Source organism: Rummeliibacillus suwonensis, assembly GCF_007896435.1.
In the GTDB taxonomy this organism is placed as follows: Bacteria; Bacillota; Bacilli; order Bacillales_A; family Planococcaceae; genus Rummeliibacillus; species Rummeliibacillus suwonensis.
The window spans coordinates 83655-110368 of the sequence record NZ_VCBL01000002.1 but is presented as its reverse complement, the minus strand read 5'-3'; the positions used below and the strand labels follow the sequence as shown (position 1 = coordinate 110368).

General features: G+C 36.0%; 19 protein-coding genes and 1 riboswitch. Of the genes, 13 read left to right on the top strand and 6 right to left on the bottom strand.

Annotated features, from left to right (window positions below; translation table 11 throughout):
• Window positions 1–23: 23 nt before the first annotated feature.
• Window positions 24–917 (bottom strand): 4-hydroxy-tetrahydrodipicolinate synthase, encoded by an 894-nt coding sequence (gene dapA, locus FEU33_RS13880; RefSeq protein WP_146550084.1) that lies wholly within the window; start codon window positions 915–917, stop codon window positions 24–26.
• Between the two features lie 123 nt (window positions 918–1040).
• Window positions 1041–1223: riboswitch (Lysine riboswitch) on the bottom strand.
• A gap of 143 nt (window positions 1224–1366) precedes the next feature.
• Here dapA and FEU33_RS13875 point away from each other — a divergent pair.
• Window positions 1367–1555: an NUDIX hydrolase gene (locus FEU33_RS13875; RefSeq protein WP_146550083.1), complete on the top strand. Its 189-nt coding sequence runs from the start codon at window positions 1367–1369 to the stop codon at window positions 1553–1555.
• 218 nt (window positions 1556–1773) lie between these two features.
• On the opposite strand, the gene FEU33_RS13870 is transcribed toward FEU33_RS13875, so the two are convergent.
• Both FEU33_RS13870 and FEU33_RS13865 read right to left on the bottom strand, forming a co-directional pair.
• On the bottom strand, window positions 1774–2472 hold the full coding sequence (locus FEU33_RS13870) for a 4'-phosphopantetheinyl transferase family protein (protein WP_186731432.1): 699 nt from the start codon (window positions 2470–2472) through the stop codon (window positions 1774–1776).
• A gap of 22 nt (window positions 2473–2494) precedes the next feature.
• Window positions 2495–5512 carry a non-ribosomal peptide synthetase gene (locus FEU33_RS13865; protein WP_146550081.1) on the bottom strand — a complete coding sequence of 1006 codons (3018 nt, stop codon included), beginning with the start codon at window positions 5510–5512 and terminating at the stop codon, window positions 2495–2497.
• Between the two features lie 154 nt (window positions 5513–5666).
• On the opposite strand from FEU33_RS13865, the gene FEU33_RS13860 reads away from it, so the two are divergent.
• Together FEU33_RS13860 and FEU33_RS13855 are read left to right on the top strand one after the other, a co-directional pair.
• On the top strand, window positions 5667–7409 hold the full coding sequence (locus FEU33_RS13860) for a methyl-accepting chemotaxis protein (protein WP_146550080.1): 1743 nt from the start codon (window positions 5667–5669) through the stop codon (window positions 7407–7409).
• Between the two features lie 658 nt (window positions 7410–8067).
• Window positions 8068–9408: a radical SAM/SPASM domain-containing protein gene (locus FEU33_RS13855; protein WP_146550079.1), complete on the top strand. Its 1341-nt coding sequence runs from the start codon at window positions 8068–8070 to the stop codon at window positions 9406–9408.
• 283 nt (window positions 9409–9691) lie between these two features.
• Here the strand turns inward: FEU33_RS13855 and FEU33_RS13850 are convergent, their stop codons facing one another.
• Window positions 9692–11140 carry an aminotransferase class I/II-fold pyridoxal phosphate-dependent enzyme gene (locus FEU33_RS13850; RefSeq protein ID WP_146550078.1) on the bottom strand — a complete coding sequence of 483 codons (1449 nt, stop codon included), beginning with the start codon at window positions 11138–11140 and terminating at the stop codon, window positions 9692–9694.
• A gap of 170 nt (window positions 11141–11310) precedes the next feature.
• Here FEU33_RS13850 and FEU33_RS19325 point away from each other — a divergent pair, with 170 nt between their 5' ends.
• From FEU33_RS19325 to FEU33_RS13835, 3 genes are all read left to right on the top strand, one after another.
• A complete protein-coding gene (locus FEU33_RS19325) occupies window positions 11311–11442 on the top strand; it encodes a hypothetical protein (RefSeq protein WP_280524863.1) in 132 nt (43 codons plus the stop codon).
• A 241-nt stretch (window positions 11443–11683) separates the two neighbouring features.
• Entirely contained in the window at window positions 11684–12232 is a 549-nt protein-coding gene (locus FEU33_RS13840) for a D-glycero-alpha-D-manno-heptose-1,7-bisphosphate 7-phosphatase (RefSeq protein ID WP_146550371.1), read from the top strand.
• 256 nt (window positions 12233–12488) lie between these two features.
• Window positions 12489–13589, top strand: coding sequence for an NADH-dependent flavin oxidoreductase (locus FEU33_RS13835; protein WP_146550077.1), 1101 nt, complete (start codon window positions 12489–12491; stop codon window positions 13587–13589).
• On the opposite strand, the gene FEU33_RS13830 is transcribed toward FEU33_RS13835, so the two are convergent.
• Entirely contained in the window at window positions 13531–13725 is a 195-nt protein-coding gene (locus FEU33_RS13830; RefSeq protein WP_146550076.1) for a hypothetical protein, read from the bottom strand. The two genes, FEU33_RS13835 and FEU33_RS13830, sit on opposite strands and share 59 nt — an antisense overlap.
• Window positions 13726–14010: 285 nt before the next feature.
• On the opposite strand from FEU33_RS13830, the gene FEU33_RS13825 reads away from it, so the two are divergent.
• The 4 genes from FEU33_RS13825 (at window position 14011) to FEU33_RS13810 (ending at window position 19564) form a co-directional block, all read left to right on the top strand.
• Window positions 14011–14166: a DUF1540 domain-containing protein gene (locus tag FEU33_RS13825; RefSeq protein ID WP_146550075.1), complete on the top strand. Its 156-nt coding sequence runs from the start codon at window positions 14011–14013 to the stop codon at window positions 14164–14166.
• An 809-nt stretch (window positions 14167–14975) separates the two neighbouring features.
• The gene (locus FEU33_RS13820) at window positions 14976–16508 is read left to right on the top strand and encodes an NADH dehydrogenase subunit 5 (RefSeq protein ID WP_146550074.1); all 1533 of its coding nucleotides are present in this window, start codon (window positions 14976–14978) and stop codon (window positions 16506–16508) included.
• Between the two features lie 2 nt (window positions 16509–16510).
• Window positions 16511–19117 (top strand): DUF2309 domain-containing protein, encoded by a 2607-nt coding sequence (locus tag FEU33_RS13815; RefSeq protein ID WP_146550370.1) that lies wholly within the window; start codon window positions 16511–16513, stop codon window positions 19115–19117.
• An 81-nt stretch (window positions 19118–19198) separates the two neighbouring features.
• On the top strand, window positions 19199–19564 hold the full coding sequence (locus FEU33_RS13810; RefSeq protein WP_146550073.1) for a Na-translocating system protein MpsC family protein: 366 nt from the start codon (window positions 19199–19201) through the stop codon (window positions 19562–19564).
• 86 nt (window positions 19565–19650) lie between these two features.
• Here FEU33_RS13810 and FEU33_RS13805 read toward each other — a convergent pair whose 3' ends face one another.
• Entirely contained in the window at window positions 19651–20655 is a 1005-nt protein-coding gene (locus tag FEU33_RS13805) for a M23 family metallopeptidase (protein WP_376752469.1), read from the bottom strand.
• A gap of 361 nt (window positions 20656–21016) precedes the next feature.
• On the opposite strand from FEU33_RS13805, the gene FEU33_RS13800 reads away from it, so the two are divergent.
• The 3 genes from FEU33_RS13800 (at window position 21017) to FEU33_RS13790 (ending at window position 26364) form a co-directional block, all read left to right on the top strand.
• A complete protein-coding gene (locus FEU33_RS13800; RefSeq protein ID WP_146550368.1) occupies window positions 21017–22912 on the top strand; it encodes a PrkA family serine protein kinase in 1896 nt (631 codons plus the stop codon).
• Window positions 22913–23103: 191 nt separating this feature from the next.
• The gene (gene yhbH, locus FEU33_RS13795; protein WP_146550072.1) at window positions 23104–24279 is read left to right on the top strand and encodes a sporulation protein YhbH; all 1176 of its coding nucleotides are present in this window, start codon (window positions 23104–23106) and stop codon (window positions 24277–24279) included.
• Window positions 24280–24963: 684 nt separating this feature from the next.
• Window positions 24964–26364 (top strand): SpoVR family protein, encoded by a 1401-nt coding sequence (locus tag FEU33_RS13790; protein WP_146550071.1) that lies wholly within the window; start codon window positions 24964–24966, stop codon window positions 26362–26364.
• Window positions 26365–26714: the final 350 nt, after the last annotated feature.

Below are 26714 nucleotides of genomic sequence, written 5' to 3'. Positions count from 1 at the left end.
GATAGGTTCGCTCCGTTAAGATTTTATAAAACAACTTCTTCTTTTTGATCTACTACTTTCAATACTTCTTGTAATGCACTCAATTCATCAGTGTTTAAAGGAAGAATCGGTAAGCGGACGCCGCCGACAGAAACTCCTTTTAAATTTAATGCTGCTTTAACAGGTGATGGATTTGGCGCTGCGAATAATCCTCTGAAAATAGGAAGAAGTCTACGATGTTCCTGTGCTGCTTCTTTCAATTTTCCATTTTTAAAGTTGTTCACCATTGCTTGCATTTCATTTCCAATGATGTGGGATGCTACTGAAATAACACCCGCACCACCGATTGATAATATTGGTAAAGTTAAACCATCATCACCACTATATAGTGAGAAATCTTCTGGTGTCTGTTCAATGATTTGTGCCATCGCATCCAAATTCCCACTTGCTTCTTTAATGGCAACGATGTTAGGAATTTGTGAAAGACGAACGACTGTATCCACAGCCATATTGATAACACTTCTTCCAGGGATATTGTATAAAACAATTGGAAGTGTAGTTGCTGCAGCAATTGTTTTAAAGTGTTGGTATAAGCCTTCTTGAGAAGGTTTGTTGTAATATGGAACAACCAGCATGATTGCGTCAACACCAGCATCTTCAGCTTGTTTTGTTAATTCGATTGAAGCTTTTGTATTATTTGAGCCCGTTCCAGCAATGATTGGTACTTTTCCATTGACTACTTTTACGACAAATTTAAATAATTCTACTTTTTCTTCTGCGGATAAGGTAGGAGATTCTCCAGTTGTACCAGCAACTACAATTCCATCCGTACCGTTTGAGATTAAATGATGAATTAAATTTTCTGTAGCGGGAAAGTCAATTTCCCCGTTTTGATCAAATGGCGTCACCATAGCGGTTAAAACTTGTCCAAAATTCATTACTTCTCCACATCCTTCATGATTTTTTTATCAACATAATAGAGGGAGAAGGGCAATTAGTAAGATAACGCAAAAAAGCAACAACGAGGCTACGTTGTTGCAGTAGAAACAAAATCATTTCTGTGCGTAGATAGCCCTCCATATAGTTTTCTACTACATGACAGTTCTGTATTTATTCAACAACAGAACCAGCTTTGAGAAGAATGAGATTCTCTCCACTTCGGCAAATTCCCCTTTCCACAATCATCGACGGATCTCATTATCCTCCAATTGTATACTGATGGTCTTTGCTCCTCTATCCTTACTTCAAAGAAATATTGAAATAAGTGAATATTTAAATTAAAGATATCGTAGCACTCCTTTAGAGTTTTTGCAATACCTTCATTGAAAGTTTTAGAAAGTGACCAAGATTTACGATTAATTTTTCAAATGGATTTGACGATTATTATATGATTACTCAAGATGTGAAGCTGGAAGAATTACAGTTACAAGAAGATGAAGTGCAAGCAGTAAAATGGGTAAACAAAGAAGAACTACACCAAATGGTTAAAAACAGGAAAATGATTCCTTATTATTTCTTAGATAAAATTTTTGAACTGAAAAATATATGGGGAAGTAGGATAACAGATATAGAATAGAAATTTTGCATAGCAGTCGTGTTGAGTAGGAGAAATAGGATGAATATTTGGTGTGATTCTAAAAAATTTTGCATTTTTGGTTCCATTTATATAGGGCTTGCTCAAGTCCTAGAAAATGCATGCTCAATTCCTTCGTACAGGTGTCAATTCCGATGAAGCAATTCAAATTCGTAAAGTATAAAAAGCTGTAATGAAAAATCAATACAGCTTTTTAATCTCTATAATAATTCATCTAAAAATGATTGGTGATTTATTTGATAAAATTGAATGCGTGGGACGACTTTTCCAGAAATTGAAACGGAAACTCGGGCATTTCTGTCATCCATGCGATACGTATATAAAGTACTAACGCCAGTAAGTCCGTTATAAGTAAAACATTTCTCATTATTTTTAAAACGATCATTAAAGGACAGAGAGGTGGGATTTGTCTTGATGAATCCACTTCCTAGTTCCTTTAGATAAGCTTCCTTTAATGTCCATATCGTTAACAAATAATCAAGAGCAGCGGGTCTATTTTGTATGGATCGAAATGAACTCAATTCATTTTCAGATAAAAAAATGATCTCTGAACCCTTTATCAATGGGAAAGGATGTAGATCTTCAATGTCTACTCCAATATTTCCATGGGTACTTATTCCTGTCAATATCCATTCTTTAGAATGAGAGATACTAATATCCCCAGCCCAGTTGACAGCTTTGGGTTTGCCGTAACGATTTTTGATGATCGTTATATTTTTTTCAAAATTTGTTTTAAAACAATATTTTAATTGTGTGATAGCTAGCAAAGAGCGCAATTGATCTTCTAGGTGTTTGTAGGCAAAGACTGACTTTCGCTCATCTATTGTACATTGATCCAAAAGGGCAGAAAAGCTTTGCTCGGCGATTGGAATGTATCTTGTCAGAGCTAACACAACCATATTTTGATGACCTTCCATTGTTCTAGAAAGCGAACTCTTTCCTTTTTAGAATTGGAAAATATCCGACATTTTCTCCATGTTGAACAAGCAGTGAAAGATAATTTTTCTTATCAAAGGAAATTCCGCTCGTATAATTTTGTGTTTGTGTGCAGTCCCAGCGGAGCAATGAATCCTTTACACCCTCTCCCTCTAAGATACTTACGGCTAATTGAAGGTCTTCCTTACTTAAACCTTTTTCTGGTAAGAATAAATCGGAGAAGGATTTCTTATCGACCAAGTCTATTTCATAACCAAGCTCTTTCAGATGGTTCATAAACTGAACAAATGATATTGGTTTAGGATCAACGATATGGAATGTTCTTCTGATCGTTTCATGATTCATAGCTATCTCCACAATGGATCTACTAGCAAGATCTACTGGTGTAAGATCAATCAGAGAAGTGAATTTAGGCATTTTTTCTAGTGTCATGGCTGCTTTTAACATGCGATAGAATGCATTGGCATTGATATTCTTTTGGAATTTTCCAGTGACAGAGTGACCAGTTAGATTTCCCATTCGGCAAACCGTTGCTAATGCACCTTTTTCCATAGCATCATAAACTAGTTTTTCAGCTTCAAATTTGCTACTTGTATAAACATTTTCAAGGGCATGAGAAAAATTTGTAGGTTTAGTATTGATATACTCTTCCCATAAGTTTGAATGTGCTAAATCATCAGGAATACCAATTGTAGAAATATAAATAAATCGAATGCTCTTATTTTCTTCAATAAGCTTTAATAATGCTTCCGTTCCATTCACATTGGTATGATTAAAATGACTTTCATCCCCAAAATGTCTTACATCAGCAGCACAGTGAATCACCATGTCTAGGTGAACTATTAGTTCTTTTCTTGTTTTGGCGCCAAGTCCCAAAGCATTTTTTGAAAGATCCCCGATAATCGGATAAATGCGTGATAGCCAAGATTTTGGGTAATCATCGAAATAATAATTTAATGTTTCTTCTAATCTTGTTTTTGCTTCTTCTATACTTTTCGCTCTAGTTAAACAAAAAATTTGGGCCGTTGTATTTTTTAATAAATCATATAAAATATGGCTACCTAGGAAACCTGTAGCTCCTGTTAAAAGTATAGTATTGATCTTTGCTTTCATTTGTTGAGAACAGTCAACAAGAGGTTTTGTGTAAATTGGATGTTCGATGAGATTGCTTTTAACTAGCATCCCTTCATCGTTGGCATGTCCATCATGAATAGCTGTATCCGTTAAAATAAATTGAGCTATTTTTTCAATTGATCTGTATTGGTAGAAGTCTTGAATACTGATGTTAGGATAATTTGGTTTTAATTTCACTAAAACATTTAACACTTTCAAAGAATTTAATCCATTTGTAAACAAATCCTCTGTCGTATCGATTTTTTTTATCTCCAATTCATCACATATCGCCTGCGCCAGTATACGTTCTGTTTCATTTCTTGGCTCAATGATATTGGCAGATTGAAGTTGATCATAATCAAGGATTGCTAGAAGCTTTCTGTCTATCTTTCCAGTTGGAGCAATAGGCATTTCTTCTAGTTGGATAAAATAGCTTGGAATCATGTAATCTGGTAGTGTATTTTTTAGTTCTTGAAAGATTGTACTCTTATCTATTGTTGTGTTTGTTTTAGAAGTATAAAAGGCAAATAATTCTTTTTCCTGATTCTTTACTTGTTTTGGTATAACAGCAACTTCTTTTAAAAATGGAATCTTCAACATTTTATCTTCAATTTCACCAATTTCAACTCTATGTCCTCGAATCTTCACTTGATGATCGTTTCTTCCAACAAATTCTATATTGCCATTATCTAATAATCGAACGATATCTCCTGTTTTATAAAGTTTTGTATCTTTTTTAGTTGGATGATCGATGAATGCTTGGGCTGTTTTTTCTGGTTTGTGAAGATAGCCGACTGATAACCCAGGCCCTTCTATTAAAAGTTCTCCAGATTCATTTGTTTTACACATTTCCCCCGATTCATTCACAATATATAGATGAAAATCTTGAATCGGTTTCCCTATTGGTACATTTGCCATATCTTCCGGCCATTTTCCTTCAATATCATAGAAGGATGCCATGACAGTTGTTTCAGTAGGTCCATAGAAATTGCTTATTTTGATGGAGTAACCAAATTTTTGTTGCCAAAGTCGGACCATCTCGCCAGTCAGAGCTTCACCCGCAAGTGCAATCACTTTTAGAGAAGATAGTTTTGGTAAATCTTCTTCTTTCAATAAAATCGTCATATTACGGAAATAAGCAGTTGGCAATATCATATTGGTGATCTGCTCGTCAGAAATTTCATCGATCAAACGAATAGGATCCTTTCTAGAATCCTCAGATAAAATATGTAAACGAACGCCATTTAAAAGGGCTTGGAAAATATCGATGATAGATGCATCAAAGCTAAAGGAAGCAAATTCAGAAATAACAGTAGCGTCATTAAAACGATAATGTTCTCCAAGCCATTCTGCCAAGTTTAGAACACCTTTATGTTTAATCAAAGTTCCTTTTGGATTTCCTGTAGAGCCAGAAGTATAGATCACATAAGCTAGATCTGATTCATCTAGTTGAGAGCATTGGATATTTTGAGCGTTTGCTTCTATATGATCAACAGTATATACTTTTTTATCAAATCCGATATTTTTCAATTTTCCGTGATGAAGAGAATTTGTGATGACTAGTTTGCAGGATGTATCATCCATCATATATTGAATTCTTTCATCCGGGTAAGCTGGGTCGATTGGTACATAGACAGCACCTGTTTTCATAATGCCTAATAGACTAATGATTCCCTCAATGCTTCTATTGAGGAATACGCCCACAAAGTCTCCCTTTTGAATACCTTGTGCAATGAGATGGTGAGCAATATTGTTTGACAGCTCATTTAAGTCATTATAGGTCAAAGATTTATCTTTCATAGAAATGGCTGATTTTTTTGGTGAATCGCCTACAATTTCGTAAAATTTGTCAATAATCGTCATATGTACTTTTTTATTATTTGAAATCATACTTTATCCCTCTTTTTATTCGTGAAATTTTTAAGTCCATTTTATTGTATATTAGAAAAATTGTAAGACTATTTTATTATAAAAGAATACAAAATCACATGTAGTAATAGTATAATAGGTTTGCTGTTATTTTTAAAGAGTAAGGAGAAAAGTCATGAGAAAAAGTAAATCATTTGTTTTCAGAAATATTTCTATTTCAGTTGTCATTTCCATATTCATCGCTGTAGCCATTAGCCTTTCTAGTTACTTTGTTTTCTCAAGCATCTTAAAAGATGACATTACAAAAGAAGCAAAGAAAATTTCGACAACATGGGCTAAGGAATTGGATGTCGATATGATCCAAAAGGCAATGAAGGAAGATTCAGATTCAGAAGACCAACAAAAGTTAATGGAATTTTTTGATAATATTTCAAAAACCAATAACAAAGTTGCACAGGCTTATGTTTTTAGCTCAGACATTGTTGATGGAAATAAGACACCTCTAGTCAGTGCTCCAACTGGATTGATCAAGGCTTTAAAAGAAAGTGATGTCAATATAGGGGATCCTTATCCACAACCAGATGTCATTGTTTCAGCTATTAAAAAAATGAAACAAGAAAAAGCAATGGTTTCAACGAAAATTTATAATGATTCCATTGGTACATGGATTACAGAACTATATCCACTAAAAGATGAAAATGGTAAAATCTTTGCTTACTTTGGAGTGGATGTAAACGCAAGCTTATTCCATGAAAGTCAAGTGAAATTATTGCAAATGACACTATTTGTTTTCTTACCGGTCTTAATCTTAATCATCATTCTACAAGTGTTACATACAAAAAAATCATTTAGACCACTGGAAGAGTTGGTAAGAGGATTAAATGAAGTGGGTAATGGGAACTTCGATATCAATTTAAAGGTAGAAAAGGACGATGAATTTGGACAGATCGTCAAGCTCTTTAACAAAGTCATTCATAATATAGAGCAGCTTATATCTAAAGTGAAAGAAACTTCAGCTCACATTAACAACGCAACAACTGTTTTGCATCAAGGGGCACAGCAAACTGAAGAAGATTCTATCCAAATTACTCATGATATTGAGAATATGAACCAGGGAATGAATACTCAAAAGGAATCTATTTCTCATACGGTCATTGCAATAGATGGGGTGGCATCTTCCATCCAAATCATTGCTGGTAATTCTTCGGATGTTAGCAGTTCTTCTATAGAGATGAATGAAATAACAAAAGAAGGATCCAAATCAATCAATAATTTAGCTGAACAAATGGAAACGATTAATACATCGTTTAAAAAGACATCAAATGCAATCGTCCAACTTAAGGATCGCTCACAATCGATTCAAGATTTCCTTACAATTATTAGTTCCATTGCTGATCAAACAAACCTTCTTGCTTTAAATGCTGCAATTGAAGCAGCACGAGCTGGTGAAGCTGGTAAAGGATTCTCAGTTGTAGCAGAAGAGGTCAAGAAATTAGCAGAAGAGTCAAGAGGCTCTACAGAAATGATCGCTAAAATTATTGAAGAAATTCAAACTGACACAGATACTGCGGCTAAATTGATCGAGCTTGGAAATAAGGACATTGTTCAAGGTGTAAGTATTGTTCAAGATACCGGAAAAATCTTCGATAAGATTCAAACCTATACAAACGAAGTGGCAAAAGATATTTCAGAAGTATCAGCATCTGCTCAAGAAATTTCTGCAAATGCAGAAGAAATCACGGCTACTTCTCAAGAATTAGAGAATATTTCTTTCACCAACAAAACGATTTCTGATTCTATTAGTGAAAAAATGCAGGCTCAAGAGGAAAACGTTAATAATATGTTCAACGCTTCTAATAAGTTATTTGAACTTTCCGGTGAATTAGAAAAATTAGTAGAAATTCTTAAAGTAAAATAATGTTCTAAATAATAGAAGAAAAAACTGCAATGATCATGCATCATTGCAGTTTTTATCATTACATAAGAAAGGTAATTGGGTTATAAAACTTTTGATTTACTTAGCATATTTTCATTTTTCTATCATAATTTATTGGATAGTGGAGTATAGTGTTATGATAAAGTAGAATTGCCTATAAATGATGGCTTATCATTTTCTTTGAGCAATATATTGTGTAATGTTTTTTTTTGCTTTATTATAAATAAGCTGTATTTGCTTTTTTTAGAGCAAATTTTAACATTTTGCATATGTTTAGCCCACATAAACAGGCATAAGCTCCTTATTATAAGATTCAAGAAATACTGAAAAAATTAATTTCTCTCCAAAAACTTGATCATTTGGGTTCGTAAAAGGAAATAATAGATGAATCTTTATCGATAAAATGGGGATGTTATAGTTTTTCAGTACCTTAAGTAGAGGATAAATAGGAGATCGATTGCCTATAAAAGCCCAATTGATTCAATTAATATGCAGTATGCAGTGGGGAATGAGGATCCTCGCTGTGTGAAGTTTCACTTTATTTTATTCAGTTCAGATGAAACATTTACTATTTTTAAAGATTCAATTGACATCTTATGATGATATAGATGATCAATCATGTAGAGGGGGGAATGGAATTATGGAGAACAAGAATACATATATTCCATCAAAATTTAACGCATTGTCTAAAACGGATGATGGTGGCGTTATTTTATACAATAGTTATACAGGCGCCATTGTTGACTTTTTACCAGAAGAAAAAGAAGAGGTAATGGCCTCTTTGAAAAGAACAGGTACTAGTGAATTAAATACTGAAGTAAAAAAAGCTTTGTTTGATAATGGTTATTTAGTTCCGGGTCATGTGGACGAAAAGAAAAGAGCACAGTATTTGCACCAATCGATGCATCGTACAGATATGCTGCATCTAATCCTTATGACGACAGAACAATGTAATTTCCGTTGTACGTATTGTTACGAAACATTTGCTCGTGGAAAAATGACAGATGAAACAAAAAGTGGTGTAAAAGCATTAGTGAAGGAACGAGCTTCTACTTTAAATAATTTGCATATTAGCTGGTTTGGCGGTGAACCATTACTTGAATTGGGTATTATCGAGGAATTATCCAATACATTTATGCAAGAAGCAAAAGAAAACAAAATAGATTACTCTGCCGACATCGTAACAAATGGTTTCTTTTTAACAAAAGAAGTATTTGAAAAATTGCTATCATGGGAAGTGCGCCAATATATGGTAACAATCGATGGTGTTCAAGCAGTACATGATAGCCGTAGACATATGGCTGGTGGTCAAGGTACATTTGAGAGAATTGTTGAAAATCTAAAAGCTATTAGAGATGTAGATGGTCAATTTGATATGACTATCCGTGTCAACTTCGATGAAGACAATTTACGAGAAACAGGCGAATTGATCCAGTTCTTAAAAGACTATTTTGCTGATGACAAACGTTTTGGTCTATTCTTCCGTCCTGTGGGCAGATGGGGTGGAGAACATAATGATGAAATCCCTACTTGTACACATATCACAGCCAACAAAAAAATCTGGGAATTTACTGAAACAGCAATGGATGAAGGACTTAGCATGAGTAATATGATCACAGGTGCACTTATGCCAACAGCCTCTGTCTGCTATGCAGCAAAACCAAATGCGATGGTCATTGGCTCTGACGGGCAATTATATAAATGCACGACCGTATTAGATGAAGAAGTAAACCACGTGGGTCATATCCATGCAGATGGTACGATGGATCTTGACTATGATAAGATTGCTTCATGGGTAATGTCTGGAGAAGAAACCGATTCAGTCTGCCAATCTTGCTTCTATCGTCCAGTATGTCAAGGAAATCACTGTCCATGGTATCGAGTAGTATCTGGAGAAAGACCTTGTCCATCTGAAAAGAAAAATATTAAAAAAGTATTGAATCTTGTTTGGCGAAATAGCTTACAAAAAGAAACAGTCTAACTAGATTTCTATAGAAGAAGCTTCTCGACTAAATCCGATTAATGTTAAGATGAAATAGAAGGCTCTAGCTTTAAGCCAAAATGAGCAATTGGAAAGGGGGTGAGAGGAATGCGCGTTCTACGCCCTGCAACTTCTCCAGTATGCAAAGTGAAATCTGGAAGAATCATGAAATCAGTACCTGGTAACTTGAAATAGTTCTTGTCAACAAAGAAAAAACTCCTAGCAGTATATAACACTGTGTAGGAGTTTTTCTTTTAGTTTGATGTCCAAGACAAGGAGCGCTCTAATCTTTCATCGCTTCATAAACAACGAGCTTTCCATCCTTTAAAGCCGTTCCACCGTGAAAGTGGGAATGAAGGGTTATTAGATTTTTTAATGTATTTATTTTTTCTTCAGTGATTAATTCTCCAGACATTATGAGTGGGATTCCGGGAGGGTATGGGATCACCATTTCACCAGAGATTTTTCCAATGGCCTTATGTAAGGGTACTTGTTGTTTGATTGCCTGTTTCATATCAGAGTATGACATAGATAGTGATGTAATTTCTTCTAGAGCATTCCTCCAATTACAGTCGTTTATGGCTTCACCAATCTGGCCTTTCACAGCCTCTTTCATTTGATTGATCGTTTGTTTAAAAGGATAGTCTTCCTCTTTTTTTAATAGAGGCAATACAAATAGTACATTTTGAGAATCTGCTAATTCAGTATAAACACCTTTTGTTTCAAGTAATTTTTGTAACTCATAGCCACTAAGTCCGCATTTTGACTGGATCGTCAGTTTTAAAGGATCAAGCTCTCTGCCAACTGGAGGTTCTAATATTTCTATTTCAGGAATAGATGCTAATTGGGCTGTAAACTGAGCGATCTTTCTTATTAACGAATCTACATCCTGCTGAGAATATGAAGCTAAATAGGCTCTAGCTAGATCAAGTGAACCCATTATCGGATAGGAGGGGCTGCTCGATTGTAAGATATGCAAATATAATTCAACTTGTTTGATATCTATCAATGGACTATTGACATGTAAATAAGATCCCATTGTCATGGCTGGTAACGTTTTATGAGCAGAGTGCACAACTATATCTGCCCCAATAGCAAGTGAACTTTTGGGAAAGGGAGTTCCGATGATAAAGTGTGCGCCATGTGCTTCATCAACTAGAACAGGTATGTTTTTCTCATGAGCTAAAGCTATAATTGGGCTTATCTCTTCGGCAAGACCATAATAATTAGGATAAGTTAAAATAATTGCTTTCGTATCTGGATAGGCTATTAATGCTTCTTTCACAATTTTAAAATTTACCCCACTAGCTATCCCCCAGTTTTCGTGATATTGTGGAGCGATAAAAACGGGTTTGACATTGGCTAACATAAGCCCATGAAGAATCGATTGATGGCAGTTGCGCTGCACGAGGACGGTATCTCCTTCTTGACATGTGGCTAAAATCATTGTTAGATTTCCCACGGTCGATCCATTAACAAGAAAATAACTTTTTTTAGACTGATAGAAATCTGTGAGAAGTTCTTGTGCTTCAAGTATAGAGCCTTCTGGTGCATGCAAGTCGTCTAGCCCTGTCAATTCTGTAGCATCAATGGATAATAAAGATTGATAGAAGGGTTTTCCTTTTTCCAAAAAAATCTGTCCATTTTTATGACCTGGAACATGATAGGAAACTTTTTCTTTTTGTTGAAAATGTACTAAAGCATCGAATAAAGGTGTTTGTGATTGATTCATCGGTATCTTCCTTCAGTTGTGTATTCATTTTTTTATCCCGTTTTAACGGGCAGTAAGATCCCACCAAGGATTAAAGAGAAACGAGACAGGCGGGGGATGAAGAAAGCCTCCACTGATGGAAGAAGCCTCACTTTATTTTATCAAACAAAAGACTGCGAAGAGAAAATAAAATGGGAAAAAGAGCAAATAAACCATTAGAAAGAGCGAATAAAATAGAGAAAGGGGCAAATAAATCATTAAAAAGAGCAAATAAAGTAGGGAAAAGAGCAAATAATTTTATCTCTATATTAACTGGCAGTTAAAATCCCCACTGTATAAGACCTTGTATAATAACAGAATTGATTGATTTATCCCGCTTTAACGGGCAGTAAGACCCCCATCTCAAGATTTGGAGAGAAACGAGAAGATAGATGGGGGATGAACTGCCCGTAAAAGTCCGATTGGTTTAGCTAACCATCAGTGGGGGATGAAGAAAACCCCCACTGGTGGAAGCTTCACTTTAAGAAAGAGATCTTACTAATGATAATGGAGGATGTGATGAAATTGAAAAAAGCTGTGTTTTTAGATCGAGATGGCGTTATAAATGAAGTTTTAACAGAACGAGTGAAATTTGTAAATTCTCCAGAGGATCTTTACTTCTTACCAGGTGTCCCGGAGGCTATCCAAAAATTAAATGCTCATTTTGATTATCTATTTGTTGTGACCAATCAGGGGGGAGTTGGTCTAGGGTTTATGTCAGAAAGGCAACTTATTCACATACATCAATATATGATAGATGAATTAAAGAAAAACGGAGCGACTATCGATGAAGTGGCTTATTGTCCTCATAAACCAAGGGCAGGTTGTGCATGCCGCAAACCAAATAGCAAACTCATTGAAGATCTCGCTCAAAAATATCATGTGGATTTGACAAAGTCCTATATGGTAGGAGACACCGATAAAGATATTATTGCTGGTAAAAGGGCAGGTACGAAAGGTGTATTTTTAGGTGAAAATGATCCGCTTGCGGATGCCATATTTCCTGATTTATGGACTGCTGCTGATTGGATGATTGAGGATGCTGAAAAGAATAGCACGATTGAAGACATTTAAGAAAGTAATTATTGATGATTATATCAGCCATGTTTTGAAAATGATTGCTTAGATCAATTACTTCGCATAAAATGGATGTTCTTCATGAAAATTATTCTTAATAAACAGCTAGTTTTGCTTTTTTTAAAGCTAATATAAGATAGATTTTTTTCATCAAAATGGTGCTCAATCTAATCTTTTGACATAAAGTTTTTGGACGAATACGATAGAAGAAGTAAACAACTTCCAACTTAAAATTCTCTTAAGGAGCTGAGAAATGATGAATTTATTTGAAAGCTATACATTTTCAAATGGTATTTCTTTGAAAAATCGTGTTGTAATGGCACCGATGACGAATTATTCGAGTAATGCTGATGGTACAGTATCAGATTCAGAGGTAGCATACTATGCGCGTCGCTCAAAAGGTGTTGGTCTGGTTGTGACAGCTTGTACGCATATTACAGAAAATGGAAAAGGATTTCCAGGTCAATTTGCCGGATTTTCAGATCAATTTATTCCAAGTTTGAAACGAGTAGCGGACGCTATACATGAAGGCGGAGCAAAAGCAGTATTACAAATTTATCATGGCGGCAGACGTTCTATTCCTGAAGAAGTACCGAATGGTGAAATCGTTAGTGCTAGCGATGTCGCATTTCCAGGCAATGCGACGCCACGCCCTTTAACAATAGAAGAAATTAAAGAAATTGTTAAAGCATACGGTGAAACAACTCGTCGTGCGATTGAAGCTGGGTATGACGGTGTTGAAATTCACGGTGCAAATACGTATTTACTTCAACAATTTTTCTCAGGTTATACAAATCGACGTACCGATGAATATGGTGGTTCACTCGAAAATCGTATGCGTTTCCCATTAGAAGTTGTCGATGAAGTAAAAAAAGCTGCGGAAAAATATGCTAAGGAACCATTTATCGTTGGATATCGATTTTCTCCGGAAGAGGAAGAAGAAACTGGGATTACAATGGATCAAACAGTAAAGCTTATTGATGCTCTTGCAGGTAAGGAGTTAACCTATTTACATGTATCACAAGGAGAATTCTTCACAAAACCTCATCGTTTTAGTGGAGATAAAAATAAAACACGTGTTGAAATCTTGTTGGAGACGATTCATGGACGTACCCCGTTAATCGGTGTTGGCTCTATCTATTCATTAGAGGATGCTGAAAAAGCAAGTGAATCAGGAATCGATTTGCTCGCTCTAGGAAGAGAACTTTTAATCGAACCAGACTGGGTACAAAAAGCTGAAGCAGGAGATCACAATATCCCAACAAAAATAGATAAATCAAAACAAAAAGAACTGGTCATTCCAGATCCAATGTGGAAAATGCTACATAGACCTGGTTGGATTCCAGGAATGTAAAACGATAAAGTGAAACTTTCATCAGTGGGGTTTTTTCATCCACCATTGATGGAGAGGAACTCAGGTTAAAAGCGCCACGTCCTGTGGCAACATCTGAGGGACCAACCTCTTGTTGGCCCGAACCAATCGGGTGCATGCGGCAGTTGATTTCTTCCCTAACTCCTTTACTTTTGCTGAATTTTGAGGTGGGAGTACTACTGCTCGTTAAGGCGGGATAAAAATTGCATATTCAAATAAAGAATTGGAAACAATTAGATCATAGGTTCATCATCTATGATCTTTTTGTTCGGTTAATTTTTTAAGGTGAAAAATTTCTTTTTATGGTCTCCAATGATCCTAGTCATCAAATAATGGACACTTTCTTTGAGCGTATCAACTTTTGTATTCCTGTCAATACTAGCTACAAAGGAGGTGTTGTATGATGGCAAAGGATGTTCTTTGTGAAGTAAGCAATTGTACGTTTTGGAAAAATGGAAATCAATGTTCTGCTCATGAAATCTATGTAGTCAGCAATAGAGGGAATCAGGCCTCTACTACTGAAGAAACAGATTGTAAAACATTTGAACCAACAAAATAATTTTGCAATTATTATTAGGATAACCTTTTCGGGTTATCCTTTTATATCTATATTATTGATAATAATTATCATTTTCATACAAAAAATATTTTATTATTAATGACTTAATTGCTTTAGAAGTTGATTTATATGTTTAAATAGTATCCGATTTGACTTTAGAAAATAGCTTTCGATCCACGAGAAATGTTGCCCATCTATGGAAACTGCCCTTCGATCTACGAAAAAGTTGCCTATCCACGGAAACTGCCCCTCCATCCACGGGAAATATTGTCCAATCCATGGGGAATAACCTTCCATCCACGATAATTGCCATCCAATCCACGGAAAAATAAATTGTATCCACGCTTAGAACAATTTAGTTCATACATACAAGGAATCTACTTCCATATTTATTCTGTATTACAACAATGTCGAATATTGGCTAACTGTTTTAATTTACACCTTGACAGAATCCTTTATGAACATTAGAATAATAATCAATAAACATATCTTAAGAAGTAATTGATTATATAGAATGCTTTAGCAAAGCGTTATATACGAATATGATGATTTGAAAAAGTATGTCCATATACTAATATTACAGCTATTTCAAGGTGCTTCCATGCTATTGCTGGAAGACTGTTATAATAGGTAGGCTATTTAAATCCCAAACAATGGGCTAGTTAAAAGTAAACCGATAATTTCTAAATTCTAATGATGAAAGATCGTTAGAATGAGAGATTGTCGGTTTTTTATTTGATTAGATTGAAAATAACACTATTAAAAGAATTTTGATTTTACCTTTCATCAATTTCACAGGAGGAAGTTGAATGTTCAATTTATTAGGTTCCATTTCATGGTCGACAGTATTTTTTTTATTGTTAATGCTTTCCATATGCAGTGCTTTTATTATTTTAATCCCAAAAGTTCCTGTCAATTATGTCCATGTTCATATAGGTATCATTGCTTTATCGCCAATTGTTGCCTTCATGGCATTAGTTTTTAACAATGAGAATGTGATAATAGGGCCTTGGCATTTTGATTCTTTATCATGGCTATGGTCGACATTTGTTTTAACAATTGGACTCATTGTACAACGTTATTCAGTTCATTATTTACTGGGGGATCGATCTTATCGAAAATATTTTGCGCTTTTAACAGCTACAACAGTTGTAGATTCACTTGCCTGGCTAAGTGACGATCTGCGGTTGCTTTTGATCGGATGGGGTCTTACACTTCTAGGATTAACATTACTCATAGGATTAAGAAAAGAATGGAAAGTAGCTCGTCATGCTTCTAAAACTTCAGGGCGTTATTTTGTCATTAGTTGGGTGATCTTGCTGGTCGCAATTGTATGGATTGAACAAGTGACGGGACATTGGCAGTTATCTCAAGTCCTTCGTCAGGATAGTCTTTCACAATTCAACGCATGGGAAAAAACGGGTATCAATCTATTGTTACTCGTATCGACGATTATTCCAGCAGCACAATGGCCTTTCCAACGCTGGTTGTTAGACTCGGTTGTGGCACCGACACCTATATCTGCAATCATGCACGCGGGCATTGTCAATGCAGGTAGTATGATGCTGACACGCTTTGCACCCCTTTTCGATGGGAATTCAGTGCAAGTTGTTTTACTTGTATTGTCCAGTGTGTCCGTATTAGTCGGCACAGGAATTATGCTTGTACAAGTTGATTACAAACGCCAGCTTGTAGGTTCTACTATTGCACAAATGGGTTTTATGTTGATCGAATGCGCTTTAGGAGCCTATTTAGCGGCTATTACACATGCAGTGTTACATGGTTTGTTTAAATCAACATTATTCTTACAAGCTGGTTCTGCTGCTGGGCAACATGAACCGATCACATATAAGGTTCAGCCATCTTCATATGTATGGATGATGATTGGTGGAATTTTAGGGTTATTATTGGGCGTTGCCTTTTGGCTGACTTCTCCAACTGAAGGCTATCAATTAGTAAGCGCTTTAATATTAGGGTGGTCTGTAGTACTTGCTTGGATACAGCTTATTGCTTTTGGAACGGGTCATATTGGACGGATTACCGGGATTATTTTATTCATAGGAGCAGCCACTGTATTCCAAATGGTGCACATTACCTTTGAGCGGCTTTTGCAAAATGCGCTCCCAGTTGGAATCCAACAATCTATTTCAATGGGGATTCTACTCTTAGTCATCTTATTAGTAGCTAGCGTAATGGGAACATGGTTCATTCGTAAAAATTCAAAAATTTCATTGACCATTTATCTCTGGCTCATTCGATTAGGTGAACCAAAAAGAAATTTAGTAGAAAGTCATCCACAGTATCTAACACAATTACTATCTCGAGGAGGGAATGTACATTGAGCATGGCAACTACATTAAACTATGACAAAGAACCTGATGATTCTTATTGTGATATAAATGAATGGGTGAAATCAGCTAGTAAGGTAATCGTACCACTTGGACCTATTAACCAATTTGCAGCTCGAAGTCCTTGGGCAGGGTTAGAACAACAAACCTTTGAACAAGTAGCACGCCGACTGAAAGATAGTCGTGATGTTGACATATACCCAAATAATGCGTTATTAATAGATGCCTATGAAAAGGGAGAGATCGATAAACAGTTTTTAGAAGAGGGAATGAGAAAGTGGCTGGCTACACAGGCTTTAGATTTATCGAAAAATGTAGCAGAACAGTTTTGCCGCAATGCGCTGGCACTTGATCAGCAGCCTTTTCATCCTTCAGAAGGGCAGCACTTAAAAAAAGTAGCACAGGAACTGAGTCACTATCAATCGCAAATTCCTAATAATCATACGATTCATGCATATAAGCAATATGTAGAACAAGTGGGAAAAGGGGAGTTTGCGGATGAACTAAATCTTCATATCATCAAATGGTGTAAATTATATTTAGATGAGTCACAGGCAGTTTGGTCGATGCCTCACCGTGAAAAAGGATTTTATCAAGCTTGGAAGATGATGGTTCCATATGATCCAGCACTCAGCCATAGTATGCGCAAACAATTACAATCCTTGCCAGAGAATCCGGAACGTGCTTTAGTCAAAGGATTAATAGCATTAGAGATTCCTCCATCTGAAGCGCAAGATTATTTTGAAGCACATTTACTCTCATTACCGGGTTGGGCTGGAATGATGCTTTGGCGTTCCCAACAGTCTACTAAAGAGGAAAAGCTATTCTTAGAGTATTTAGCCGTTCGAATTTCGCTGGAATGTGCTTTGTTGCAACCATATTTACCTTTACCTAAGCTAAAAGCAGAAAAGCAAGGGCTAATAGAATCGTTGCTAACAAGATGGATGAAATGGGGAGATACGCCAATAGAAGATTGGGAGAATTTATCCCCTGAAGAAATAAAGGCTCGCTTGTTATTGGCCAATCGTTTTGATCGGTTTGTGCGCAGTCGGCTTTGGTTAGAAGCATGGGAAAAAACATATGAAGTTCATATAAAAGAAATGATGACATCCCCACAGCCTTCAATCGTTCAACCAACGATGCCAGTATTGGCGCAATTTGCTTTCTGTATTGACGTGCGTTCAGAACCTTTTCGTCGTCAACTAGAAAAAATAGGTCCTTTTGAAACATTTGGAACAGCTGGTTTTTTTGGATTGCCAATTGAAACGACAAAGCTTGGTAGTACACATAGTCATGACTCCTTACCAGTAATGTTCAAGCCTAAACACAAAGTCATCGAATCATCAACAGATGACGATTTAAAACAGTATAAACAACGTGAAAACACTATCCATTCAATAAGTCATACATTCAATAAATTGAAGCATAATATGCTAACCAATTTGTTATTGCCAGAGATTAGTGGTCCTTGGCTAAGTTTGCAAACATTGGCTCGCAGCTTTGTACCGCAAAAAACAGGTTATACGATGAGGAAATTGCGAAAAAAGTGGTCGCGTAAACCATCCACTAAACTTTCACTTGACCATATACACACGCTAGATTCAATATTGCCCGTAGGATTTTCTGAAAAAGAGCAAGTGTTTTATGCAAACCAAGCATTGAGAATGATGGGGCTAACAGAGCATTTTGCTCCCTTGGTCGTCATCTGCGGTCATAGTAGTCATAGCACAAACAATCCATATTCCTCAGCATTAGATTGTGGTGCATGTGGAGGGGCATCAAGTGGTTTTAACGCACGTGTTTTAGCAACTTTGTGCAATCTTCCAAAAGTAAGAGAGGCATTAGAAAAAGTAGGAATTGTGATACCAAAAGAAACCGTTTTTGTAGCGGCTGAGCATATTACGACACTTGATGAACTTCGTTTCATTTATGTTCCTGAACTTTCGGAAGCTGCACAACGATCATTGGAATGTGTACAAACAAAATTGTCAAAAGTTTGTGATGAAGCAAATGCAGAACGAATTGTACAGTTACCAACATTGCATTCGCATTATAAAAATTCCAAAGGTGAGGTGCAACGTTTGGCTGAGGACTGGAGTGAAGTGCGTCCAGAATGGGGATTGGCTCGTAATGCGGCTTTTATCATTGGAGAGCGGACACTTACGGCAGCATGTAATTTAGAGGGACGAGCATTTCTTCATAATTATCAGTGGAAAAATGACGACAATGGGGATATACTTGCTAAAATTATTGCTGGACCAGCCAAAGTTGCGCAATGGATTAACCTCCAATATTATGCGTCTACCGTTGCACCACATTATTATGGCAGTGGAAACAAAACGACTCAAACCATAACATCTGGTATTGGCGTGATGCAAGGTAACGCGAGTGATTTACTGTTTGGACTTCCATGGCAGTCAGTTATGCAATCAGACCAAGAGGCATATCACGAACCATTGCGTTTACTGGTAGTGATCCAAGCACCAAGAAAATATATTGAACGACTAATGGATCGTGATTCTGCTTTTCTTCAAAAAGTCCAAAACGGTTGGATCCGCTTAGCATCCATCGATGATGAGGGTCGCTGGGAAAGCTGGTCCTAGCTTTAATCATAATTGAATAATGAATGAATTTATGTTTGTTCATTAGTCACATTTAATTGAATAGGGGATGGAAATGATATTATGGATAAAACAAAAGGAAATATTGAATCAGAAATAAGTAAAGCATTAACTCACTGGGAAAAAACTTATTTAGGAAGAGGCTCGGTTTCTGTCAAATCAGATATCTTGCGAGACATGATTATTATTGTACTACGCGGAATTTTAACACCCGCTGAATATTCAGTATGTAAAAATAAAGAAGGATTGCTGTCCGTAAAAACACATCGGAATAGTTTAGTAGAATCAGGTTTAGAGGAACTCAAACAAATTATTCTAGATATAACGGGCGAAGAAGTGATCAGTTTTCATACGGATCTTAGTACAAAGACTGGAGAGCGTGTTATCCTTTTTAAGCTTTCAGAGGATTTGCAAAGTAAATTATCGTAGAAGGCTAGGATGATGTTTCAAAAGTATTTGTGAAATGGATTTAAAAGGGAGCTGTCCAAATAGATGAACAACTCCTCTTCATATATTTATCGATTACTGCGTTTTGCTTCTTTCGTTTGTCGCTCCCAAAGCAAAAGTGACGGATATGGATCAAATGCCCATTCAGTACGGCCATTGAATTTATAGATGCCGTAATGGAGATGTGGAGGAAATTTACCAGATGTACCCTCTTTACCATAGCCAGAACTGCCGACAAATCCGATTACTTTTCCAGGCTCTACGATATCTCCGATTTGAATGTCCTTGCTATAAGAAGATAAGTGAGCATAATAATGGTACGAATTATTTTGATCTCGTATGCCAATGCGCCATCCGCCGAACTGGTTCCAGCCTTTTGTTTCAACTACACCATAGGATGCGGACAACACGGGTGTGCCATAATCTGCAAAAACGTCTGTTCCTTCATGGATTCTTCTTCCTCCCCAACCACGGTTGGCTCCCCAAGTACCTTTGAAGCTATAGTTGTAGCTAAGTACTACTGGAAAAGAATGTTTATCCAAATCGATTGTGTTGAAATGCTTATATAGCTTTGCATTTGTCAAAATTTGATTGACCACTTTTTCACTTTTGTAGTATTCCCATAAAGCCGATTTAAAATCTTTTTCAGAAGGACCATATTGGCTTAGAAAATTTGCCATTGTAAACATCACATCATCATCATCATCTAAATTGGCAATTCCATCCTGATCACCATCAAGTCCCATTCCTCCGAAATAGTCAATGGTCGTTGGTGATGTATCCTGAGCCAAAGGATTGAAAGGACCCGCCCAATACTCTTCAGAAAATCGGATAGCAATTACACTATCACGTTTGGGAATATCGCGACGAACTGATTGTATATTACGTTCATATTGATCAATCGCAGCCAAAAAGTACCAAGGTACAAGTAAATCCTCAAATTGGACATAATAAGTCATTCGCTGCTTCAAAACTTCTTCCCTTGAGGGTTCTTCTTTCGCAGATGTATTCATGGAGAAAATAGTACTAAAAAACATGGTGAAGGCTAATAAAGGAATTAAATTTCGAACCAATTTACAAACACCCTCCTTTCGATCTTACTTAGAATAACCGAAATTTTATATTCCATGAGTACAGCTTATATATTTGATGATGCTAATGGAACAGGCGGCATCTATTCAAGCGTAAATCGCTATATAACTGGCTATAAACAAAATTTGCTATTGACGGAAATCATAAGGAGGAAGTCATACTGCCCGTTTATGCAGGATAAAAAACGGACAAAAAATTTTTTCAATAGCTTCAACCTATCTAAAAGGAACTGTTTGAGTGATTTTTATTGAAAGAAAATTCACCAAAAAAATAGTAATGGTTATCATTAATTCTTTAACTTCATACTATGTTATAAAACAGGCCTGAATGGAGGGAAAAACTATAGACATCTTAAATAAGTTTAAAAATTATCGTGAAGAAGAAAACAGGCTGAAATGGGAAGGAACTTTTGCTGAATATCTAGACATTATAAAAGAAAGACCAGAAGTAGCCCAAACAGCACATTCACGCGTGTACAATATGATAAAAAGCTCAGGATTAGAAGAAAGAGATGGAAAAAAATTATATCACTTTTTTGGAAAAGAAATATTTGGACTGGAATCAGCCATTGAAAGATTGGTAGAAGAATATTTTCATCCAGCAGCTAAAAGATTAGATGTTCGAAAACGTATTTTATTATTAATGGGACCTGTAAGTGGTGGGAAATCGACTATTGTCACTTTACTAAAAAGAGGATTGGAACAATATTCAAGAACAGATGAGGGAGCAGTTTATGCGATAAAGGGATGTCCCATGCATGAAGATCCACTTCATCTTATTCCTCACCACTTGCGCAATGATTTCTTCGAAGAGTTTGGTATTCGAATTGAAGGAAATTTATCACCATTGAATACAATGCGACTTGAGCAGGAATATGGCGGTCATATTGAAGATGTTCTAGTGGAACGAATTTTCTTCTCTGAAGATAAACGAGTGGGTATTGGAACATTCACACCATCCGATCCCAAATCTCAAGATATTGCTGATTTAACGGGAAGTATCGATTTTTCTACCATCGCAGAATTTGGTTCAGAATCAGATCCGCGTGCATACCGTTTTGATGGTGAGTTGAACAAAGCAAATCGAGGTATGATGGAATTCCAAGAAATGTTAAAACTAGATGAAAAATTCTTATGGAATCTTTTATCTTTAACACAAGAAGGAAATTTTAAAGCAGGGCGCTTTGCATTGATTAGTGCGGATGAACTGATCGTTGCTCATACGAATGAAACGGAATATCGTTCTTTCATCTCCAATAAAAAGAATGAGGCACTTCACTCAAGAATTATTGTCATGCCGATCCCGTATAATTTGAAAGTTAGCCAAGAGGAAAGAATTTACGAAAAAATGATTAAAGAAAGTGATATGAAGCATATCCATATTGCTCCACATGCGTTAACAACGGCCGCCATCTTCTCTGTCTTGACTCGACTTGAAATCCCGAAAAAGCAAGGGATTGATCTAGTCAAGAAAATGCGTCTTTATGATGGAGAAAGTGTTGAAGGCTTTAACTCCGTTGATGTAGAGGAATTGAAAAAGGAATATCCAAACGAAGGCATGAATGGAGTCGATCCACGTTATATTATTAACCGAATTTCTTCCGCTATTATCCGTAAGAAAGTCCCATCTATTAATGCGTTAGATGTGTTGCTTTCACTTAAGGATGGACTCGACCAACATGCATCGATTAGTCAGGAAGATAGAGAAAAATATATGAATTATATTGCTGTTGCAAGACGGGAATATGATGAAATCGCCAAAAATGAAGTGCAGAAAGCATTCGTCTATTCATATGAAGAATCCGCAAAAACGTTAATGAACAACTACCTTGATAATGTAGAAGCTTTTTGCAATAAAAATAAGCTGAGAGATCCACTTACTGGTGAGGAACTAAATCCAGATGAAAAACTGATGCGATCAATAGAAGAACAAATCGGGATTTCAGAAAATGCGAAAAAAGGGTTCCGTGAAGAAATACTTATACGTATTTCAGCTTACGCAAGAAAGGGAAAACGATTCGATTACAATTCTCATGAAAGATTGCGAGAAGCAATACAGAAAAAATTATTTGCAGATTTAAAAGATATCGTGAAAATTACAACATCATCGAAAACGCCAGATGAATCGCAGCTTAAAAAGATCAATGAAGTTGTCGCTACATTGATAGACGAACATGGATATAACTCGACTTCTGCAAATGAATTGCTGCAATACGTAGGAAGCTTATTGAATCGATAACATATAAATAGGAGTGTCCAAATAATTTTAAGGACACTCCGTTTTTTTATCCTAAAAAGTTAAATAATTTTAAAAGCTAGCATAGTATAAGAAAAGAGATTTTTTTAGCATCGAAGATTTACTCAATGTAGCATTTTATGGAAAAATGTTTGTTTTAAAAACTCTTTAATAATAGATGGGTGAGGATAAAAATGACGGAAAACTCAAATAAGCACTTTGTCATCTCTCAGGAAAATTGGTCTCTCCATCGTAAAGGATACCAAGATCAACAACGCCATATGGAAAAAGTAAAAGAAGCCATCCAAAATAATTTACCAGATCTAGTAAGTGAAGAAAGCATCATTATGTCAAATGGTCGTGATGTTATAAAAATCCCTATCCGCTCCTTGGATGAATATAAGATTCGTTATAACTATGGAAAATCCAAGCATGTAGGTCAAGGAAAAGGTGATAGCAAAATAGGGGATGTGGTGGCACAAGATGGTAGTGGAGAAGACCAACAAGCCGCAGGAAAAGGAAAAAAGGCGGGAGATGCTACCGGTAAGGATTATTATGAAGCAGAAGTAAGTATAGAAGAAATTCAGAATGAGTTATTTAAAGAACTAGAGCTGCCGAATTTACAAGAAAAAGAAAAAGCGGATATTACAACAGAAAAAATAGAATTCAATGATATTCGTAAAAAAGGGCTTATGGGGAATATAGATAAAAAGAGAACAATTCTGAATGCCATTAAACGTAACGCAATGAAGGGAAAAGCACAAATTACACCTATTCATAATGATGATTTACGTTTCAAAACATGGGATGAAGTGATAAAGCCCGAATCTAAAGCAGTAGTACTTGCTATGATGGATACGAGTGGGTCAATGGGCAGCTTTGAAAAATATTGTGCAAGAAGTTTCTTTTTCTGGATGACAAGATTCTTACGCTCTAAATATGAAACAGTTGAGATTGAATTTATAGCACATCATACAATGGCAAAAGTCGTGACAGAGGAAGAATTCTTTACAAAAGGGGAAAGTGGAGGAACGATCTGTTCATCTGCCTATGTAAAAGCATTAGAATTGATAAAAGAAAAATACAATCCAACTCGATACAATATTTATCCTGTTCACTTTTCAGATGGAGAGAATATGTCAACAGACAATGAATCCTGTGTCCGATTAGTTCAAGAATTGATGAAGGTTTCTAGTATGTTTGGCTATGGGGAAGTAAATCCACATAATCGTTTCTCTACTCTCATGTATAACTATAAAAAAATAGAAGATAAGAAATTCCGACATTATGTTTTAAAAAGTAAAAGTGATGTATATGAAGCATTAAAATGCTTTTTCCAAAAAGGGCAGCCTGAAGCTGAAATAAGATAAAGTCATTTTATACCGGATGAAAGGCGAAACATCCATTTCAAGACGAAGTCACTGAAAAACGATAACATGATTATTATGAGTGAAAAATACATGTTTTTTTAATCAACATGCCTGTATTTTTAATGAAAAGCTGATATTTTTATTGAATTTTTGGGAGTGAAATGGCTTTCTTAGTGATCTTCTTGCAAGAGGCAAGTATATTTTCATTTTTATGAGCGATTGCTCCAATCCTTTTTATGAAAAAGCTTTAATACAGCAATCGAAGGCGTGAAGGATCAACTGTTGGTCGATTCAACTAACACACAATAGGGATGAAGAAATTCCTTATTGTGTGAAGTTTCATTTTACTTTCGGCTTTGTTATATGATATTGTTGATTTTTTCATATATCTATTTCTAGAGAAAGGCGGCGACTCCTCAAAAATACATGTGCACTTCCTTCGGGCGTGTCGATTCAGTGAAATAAATTCAAAGTCCGCAGAAAAAGTGAGAAAAATGAATTTTGATTCTGATAAATTGATATTTTGCCATTTTTCAATGTCCTAGAAGTCAGCTAGATGAGATCACGAAATAAGCGTAGTGAATGGGTTTGTACATGAAAAAATCCGTCTGTGGAAAAGATGAATATTAACAGTATTGTAAAACAAAGCTTATTATTTAAAATATACGCGGGGGGATTCAATAAATGGAAAAGGAGCTTCACAAAGCAATAGATGAAATTACAGAAATTGCGTTAGGATTTGGTTTAGACTTCTATCCAATGCGTTATGAGATTTGCCCAGCAGAGATCATCTATACATTCGGAGCATATGGTATGCCTACTCGTTTTTCCCATTGGAGCTTTGGAAAACAATTTCACAAAATGAAGCTGCAATATGACTTAGGGTTAAGCCAAATTTATGAGCTTGTTATTAACTCCAACCCTTGTTATGCATTTCTATTGGATACAAACACATTAACGCAAAATAAATTGATCATTGCCCATGTGTTAGCGCATTGTGATTTTTTCAAAAATAATATTCGTTTCTTAAATACAAGGAGAGATATGGTCGAAAGCATGACAGCAACCGCAGAACGAATTTCTCATTATGAAATGATTTATGGCAAAGATGAGGTAGAACAATTTTTGGATGCTGTTTTGTCTATACAGGAGCATATCGATCCCTCCCTAGTACGCCCTAAATTAATGTATAACGATTATGAGGAAGATGATGAGAAAATTTCAACTCCCAAAACGCCATATGATGAACTATGGAGTTTGGATCAGCCGAAAACAGAAGAAAGTAAAATTCGCTATAAAAAGAAGAAATTTCCCCCAAGACCTGAAAAGGATTTATTACTTTTCATCGAAATGTATAGCCATGAGTTAGAAGAATGGCAACGAGATATATTAACGATGATGCGGGAAGAAATGCTTTATTTCTGGCCGCAATTGGAAACAAAGATTATGAATGAAGGATGGGCGTCCTTTTGGCATCAGCGAATTATGCGAGAACTCAACTTAACGTCAGATGAAACGATCGATTATGCAAAACTAAATGCGGGTGTTGTTCAACCATCTACAACGACCATTAATCCATATTATTTAGGTATAAAGATATTTGAAGATATAGAAAGACGCTATGATAACCCCACTGAAGAGATGAAAGAAATGGGGATCAAACCAAACTCTGGTCGAGAAAAGATCTTTGAAGTGCGGGAAGTGGAATCGGATATGTCCTTTATCCGTAATTACTTAACAAAAGATCTAGTGAAGCAAGAAGATCTGTATTTGTTTAATAAGCAAGGATCAGAGTATCGAATTACAGATAAAGACTATAGGGCTGTGCGGGATCAATTAGTATCTATGAGAGTAAATGGAGGATTTCCATACATTGTTGTGGAAAATGGGGATTATTTGCGAAATGGCGAATTATATTTAGTGCATCAATATGAAGGAATGGAATTGGATTCACACTATTTAGACCATGTCCTCCCTTATATTTATCAATTATGGGGGCGGCCCGTTCATTTAAGAACAGTTATTGAAGAGAAGTTTGTCCTCTACTCATATGATGGGAAAAAGCATTCCAAGAAATATTTGTAATCGAGCTTTTCAAAAGCGGTATTTGCTAATTTTGACGGTTTGTTTGCTGATTTCGGAGACTTAATTGCTCTTTACGAGGTTTTATGTGCTCATTGGGAGGATTTATTCGCTCCATTTTGAATTGTATTCGCTCTCCTGCTAATTTACGTCCTCATTTTCAGCGATGAAGACTAATTGGAGATCTCCTAAAGGGCTATCTTGATTCAACAGAGGGCGGCCACTTCTATAGATGGCGAAATGAATGTGATTTTAATTGTTATTCTATTGAGTAGGGGCTACAAACAAACGCCCATTATCAATCGGGATTAACAGGCAGTTGATCACTCACTTTCTCTCCTGCTGGTTATTGG

Coding starts and splice junctions, on each gene's coding strand:
- FEU33_RS13860 (WP_146550080.1), top strand. CDS start 5,667: ATGAGAAAAAGTAAATCATTTGTTTTCAGAAATATTTCTATTTCAGTT.
- FEU33_RS13810 (WP_146550073.1), top strand. CDS start 19,199: ATGGATAAAACAAAAGGAAATATTGAATCAGAAATAAGTAAAGCATTA.
- FEU33_RS13855 (WP_146550079.1), top strand. CDS start 8,068: ATGGAGAACAAGAATACATATATTCCATCAAAATTTAACGCATTGTCT.
- FEU33_RS13870 (WP_186731432.1), bottom strand. CDS start 2,472: ATGGTTGTGTTAGCTCTGACAAGATACATTCCAATCGCCGAGCAAAGC.
- FEU33_RS19325 (WP_280524863.1), top strand. CDS start 11,311: ATGGGAAAAAGAGCAAATAAACCATTAGAAAGAGCGAATAAAATAGAG.
- FEU33_RS13790 (WP_146550071.1), top strand. CDS start 24,964: ATGGAAAAGGAGCTTCACAAAGCAATAGATGAAATTACAGAAATTGCG.
- FEU33_RS13875 (WP_146550083.1), top strand. CDS start 1,367: ATGATTACTCAAGATGTGAAGCTGGAAGAATTACAGTTACAAGAAGAT.
- FEU33_RS13835 (WP_146550077.1), top strand. CDS start 12,489: ATGATGAATTTATTTGAAAGCTATACATTTTCAAATGGTATTTCTTTG.
- yhbH (WP_146550072.1), top strand. CDS start 23,104: ATGACGGAAAACTCAAATAAGCACTTTGTCATCTCTCAGGAAAATTGG.
- FEU33_RS13825 (WP_146550075.1), top strand. CDS start 14,011: ATGGCAAAGGATGTTCTTTGTGAAGTAAGCAATTGTACGTTTTGGAAA.
- FEU33_RS13850 (WP_146550078.1), bottom strand. CDS start 11,140: ATGAATCAATCACAAACACCTTTATTCGATGCTTTAGTACATTTTCAA.
- FEU33_RS13820 (WP_146550074.1), top strand. CDS start 14,976: ATGTTCAATTTATTAGGTTCCATTTCATGGTCGACAGTATTTTTTTTA.
- dapA (WP_146550084.1), bottom strand. CDS start 917: ATGAATTTTGGACAAGTTTTAACCGCTATGGTGACGCCATTTGATCAA.
- FEU33_RS13830 (WP_146550076.1), bottom strand. CDS start 13,725: ATGCACCCGATTGGTTCGGGCCAACAAGAGGTTGGTCCCTCAGATGTT.
- FEU33_RS13815 (WP_146550370.1), top strand. CDS start 16,511: ATGGCAACTACATTAAACTATGACAAAGAACCTGATGATTCTTATTGT.
- FEU33_RS13865 (WP_146550081.1), bottom strand. CDS start 5,512: ATGATTTCAAATAATAAAAAAGTACATATGACGATTATTGACAAATTT.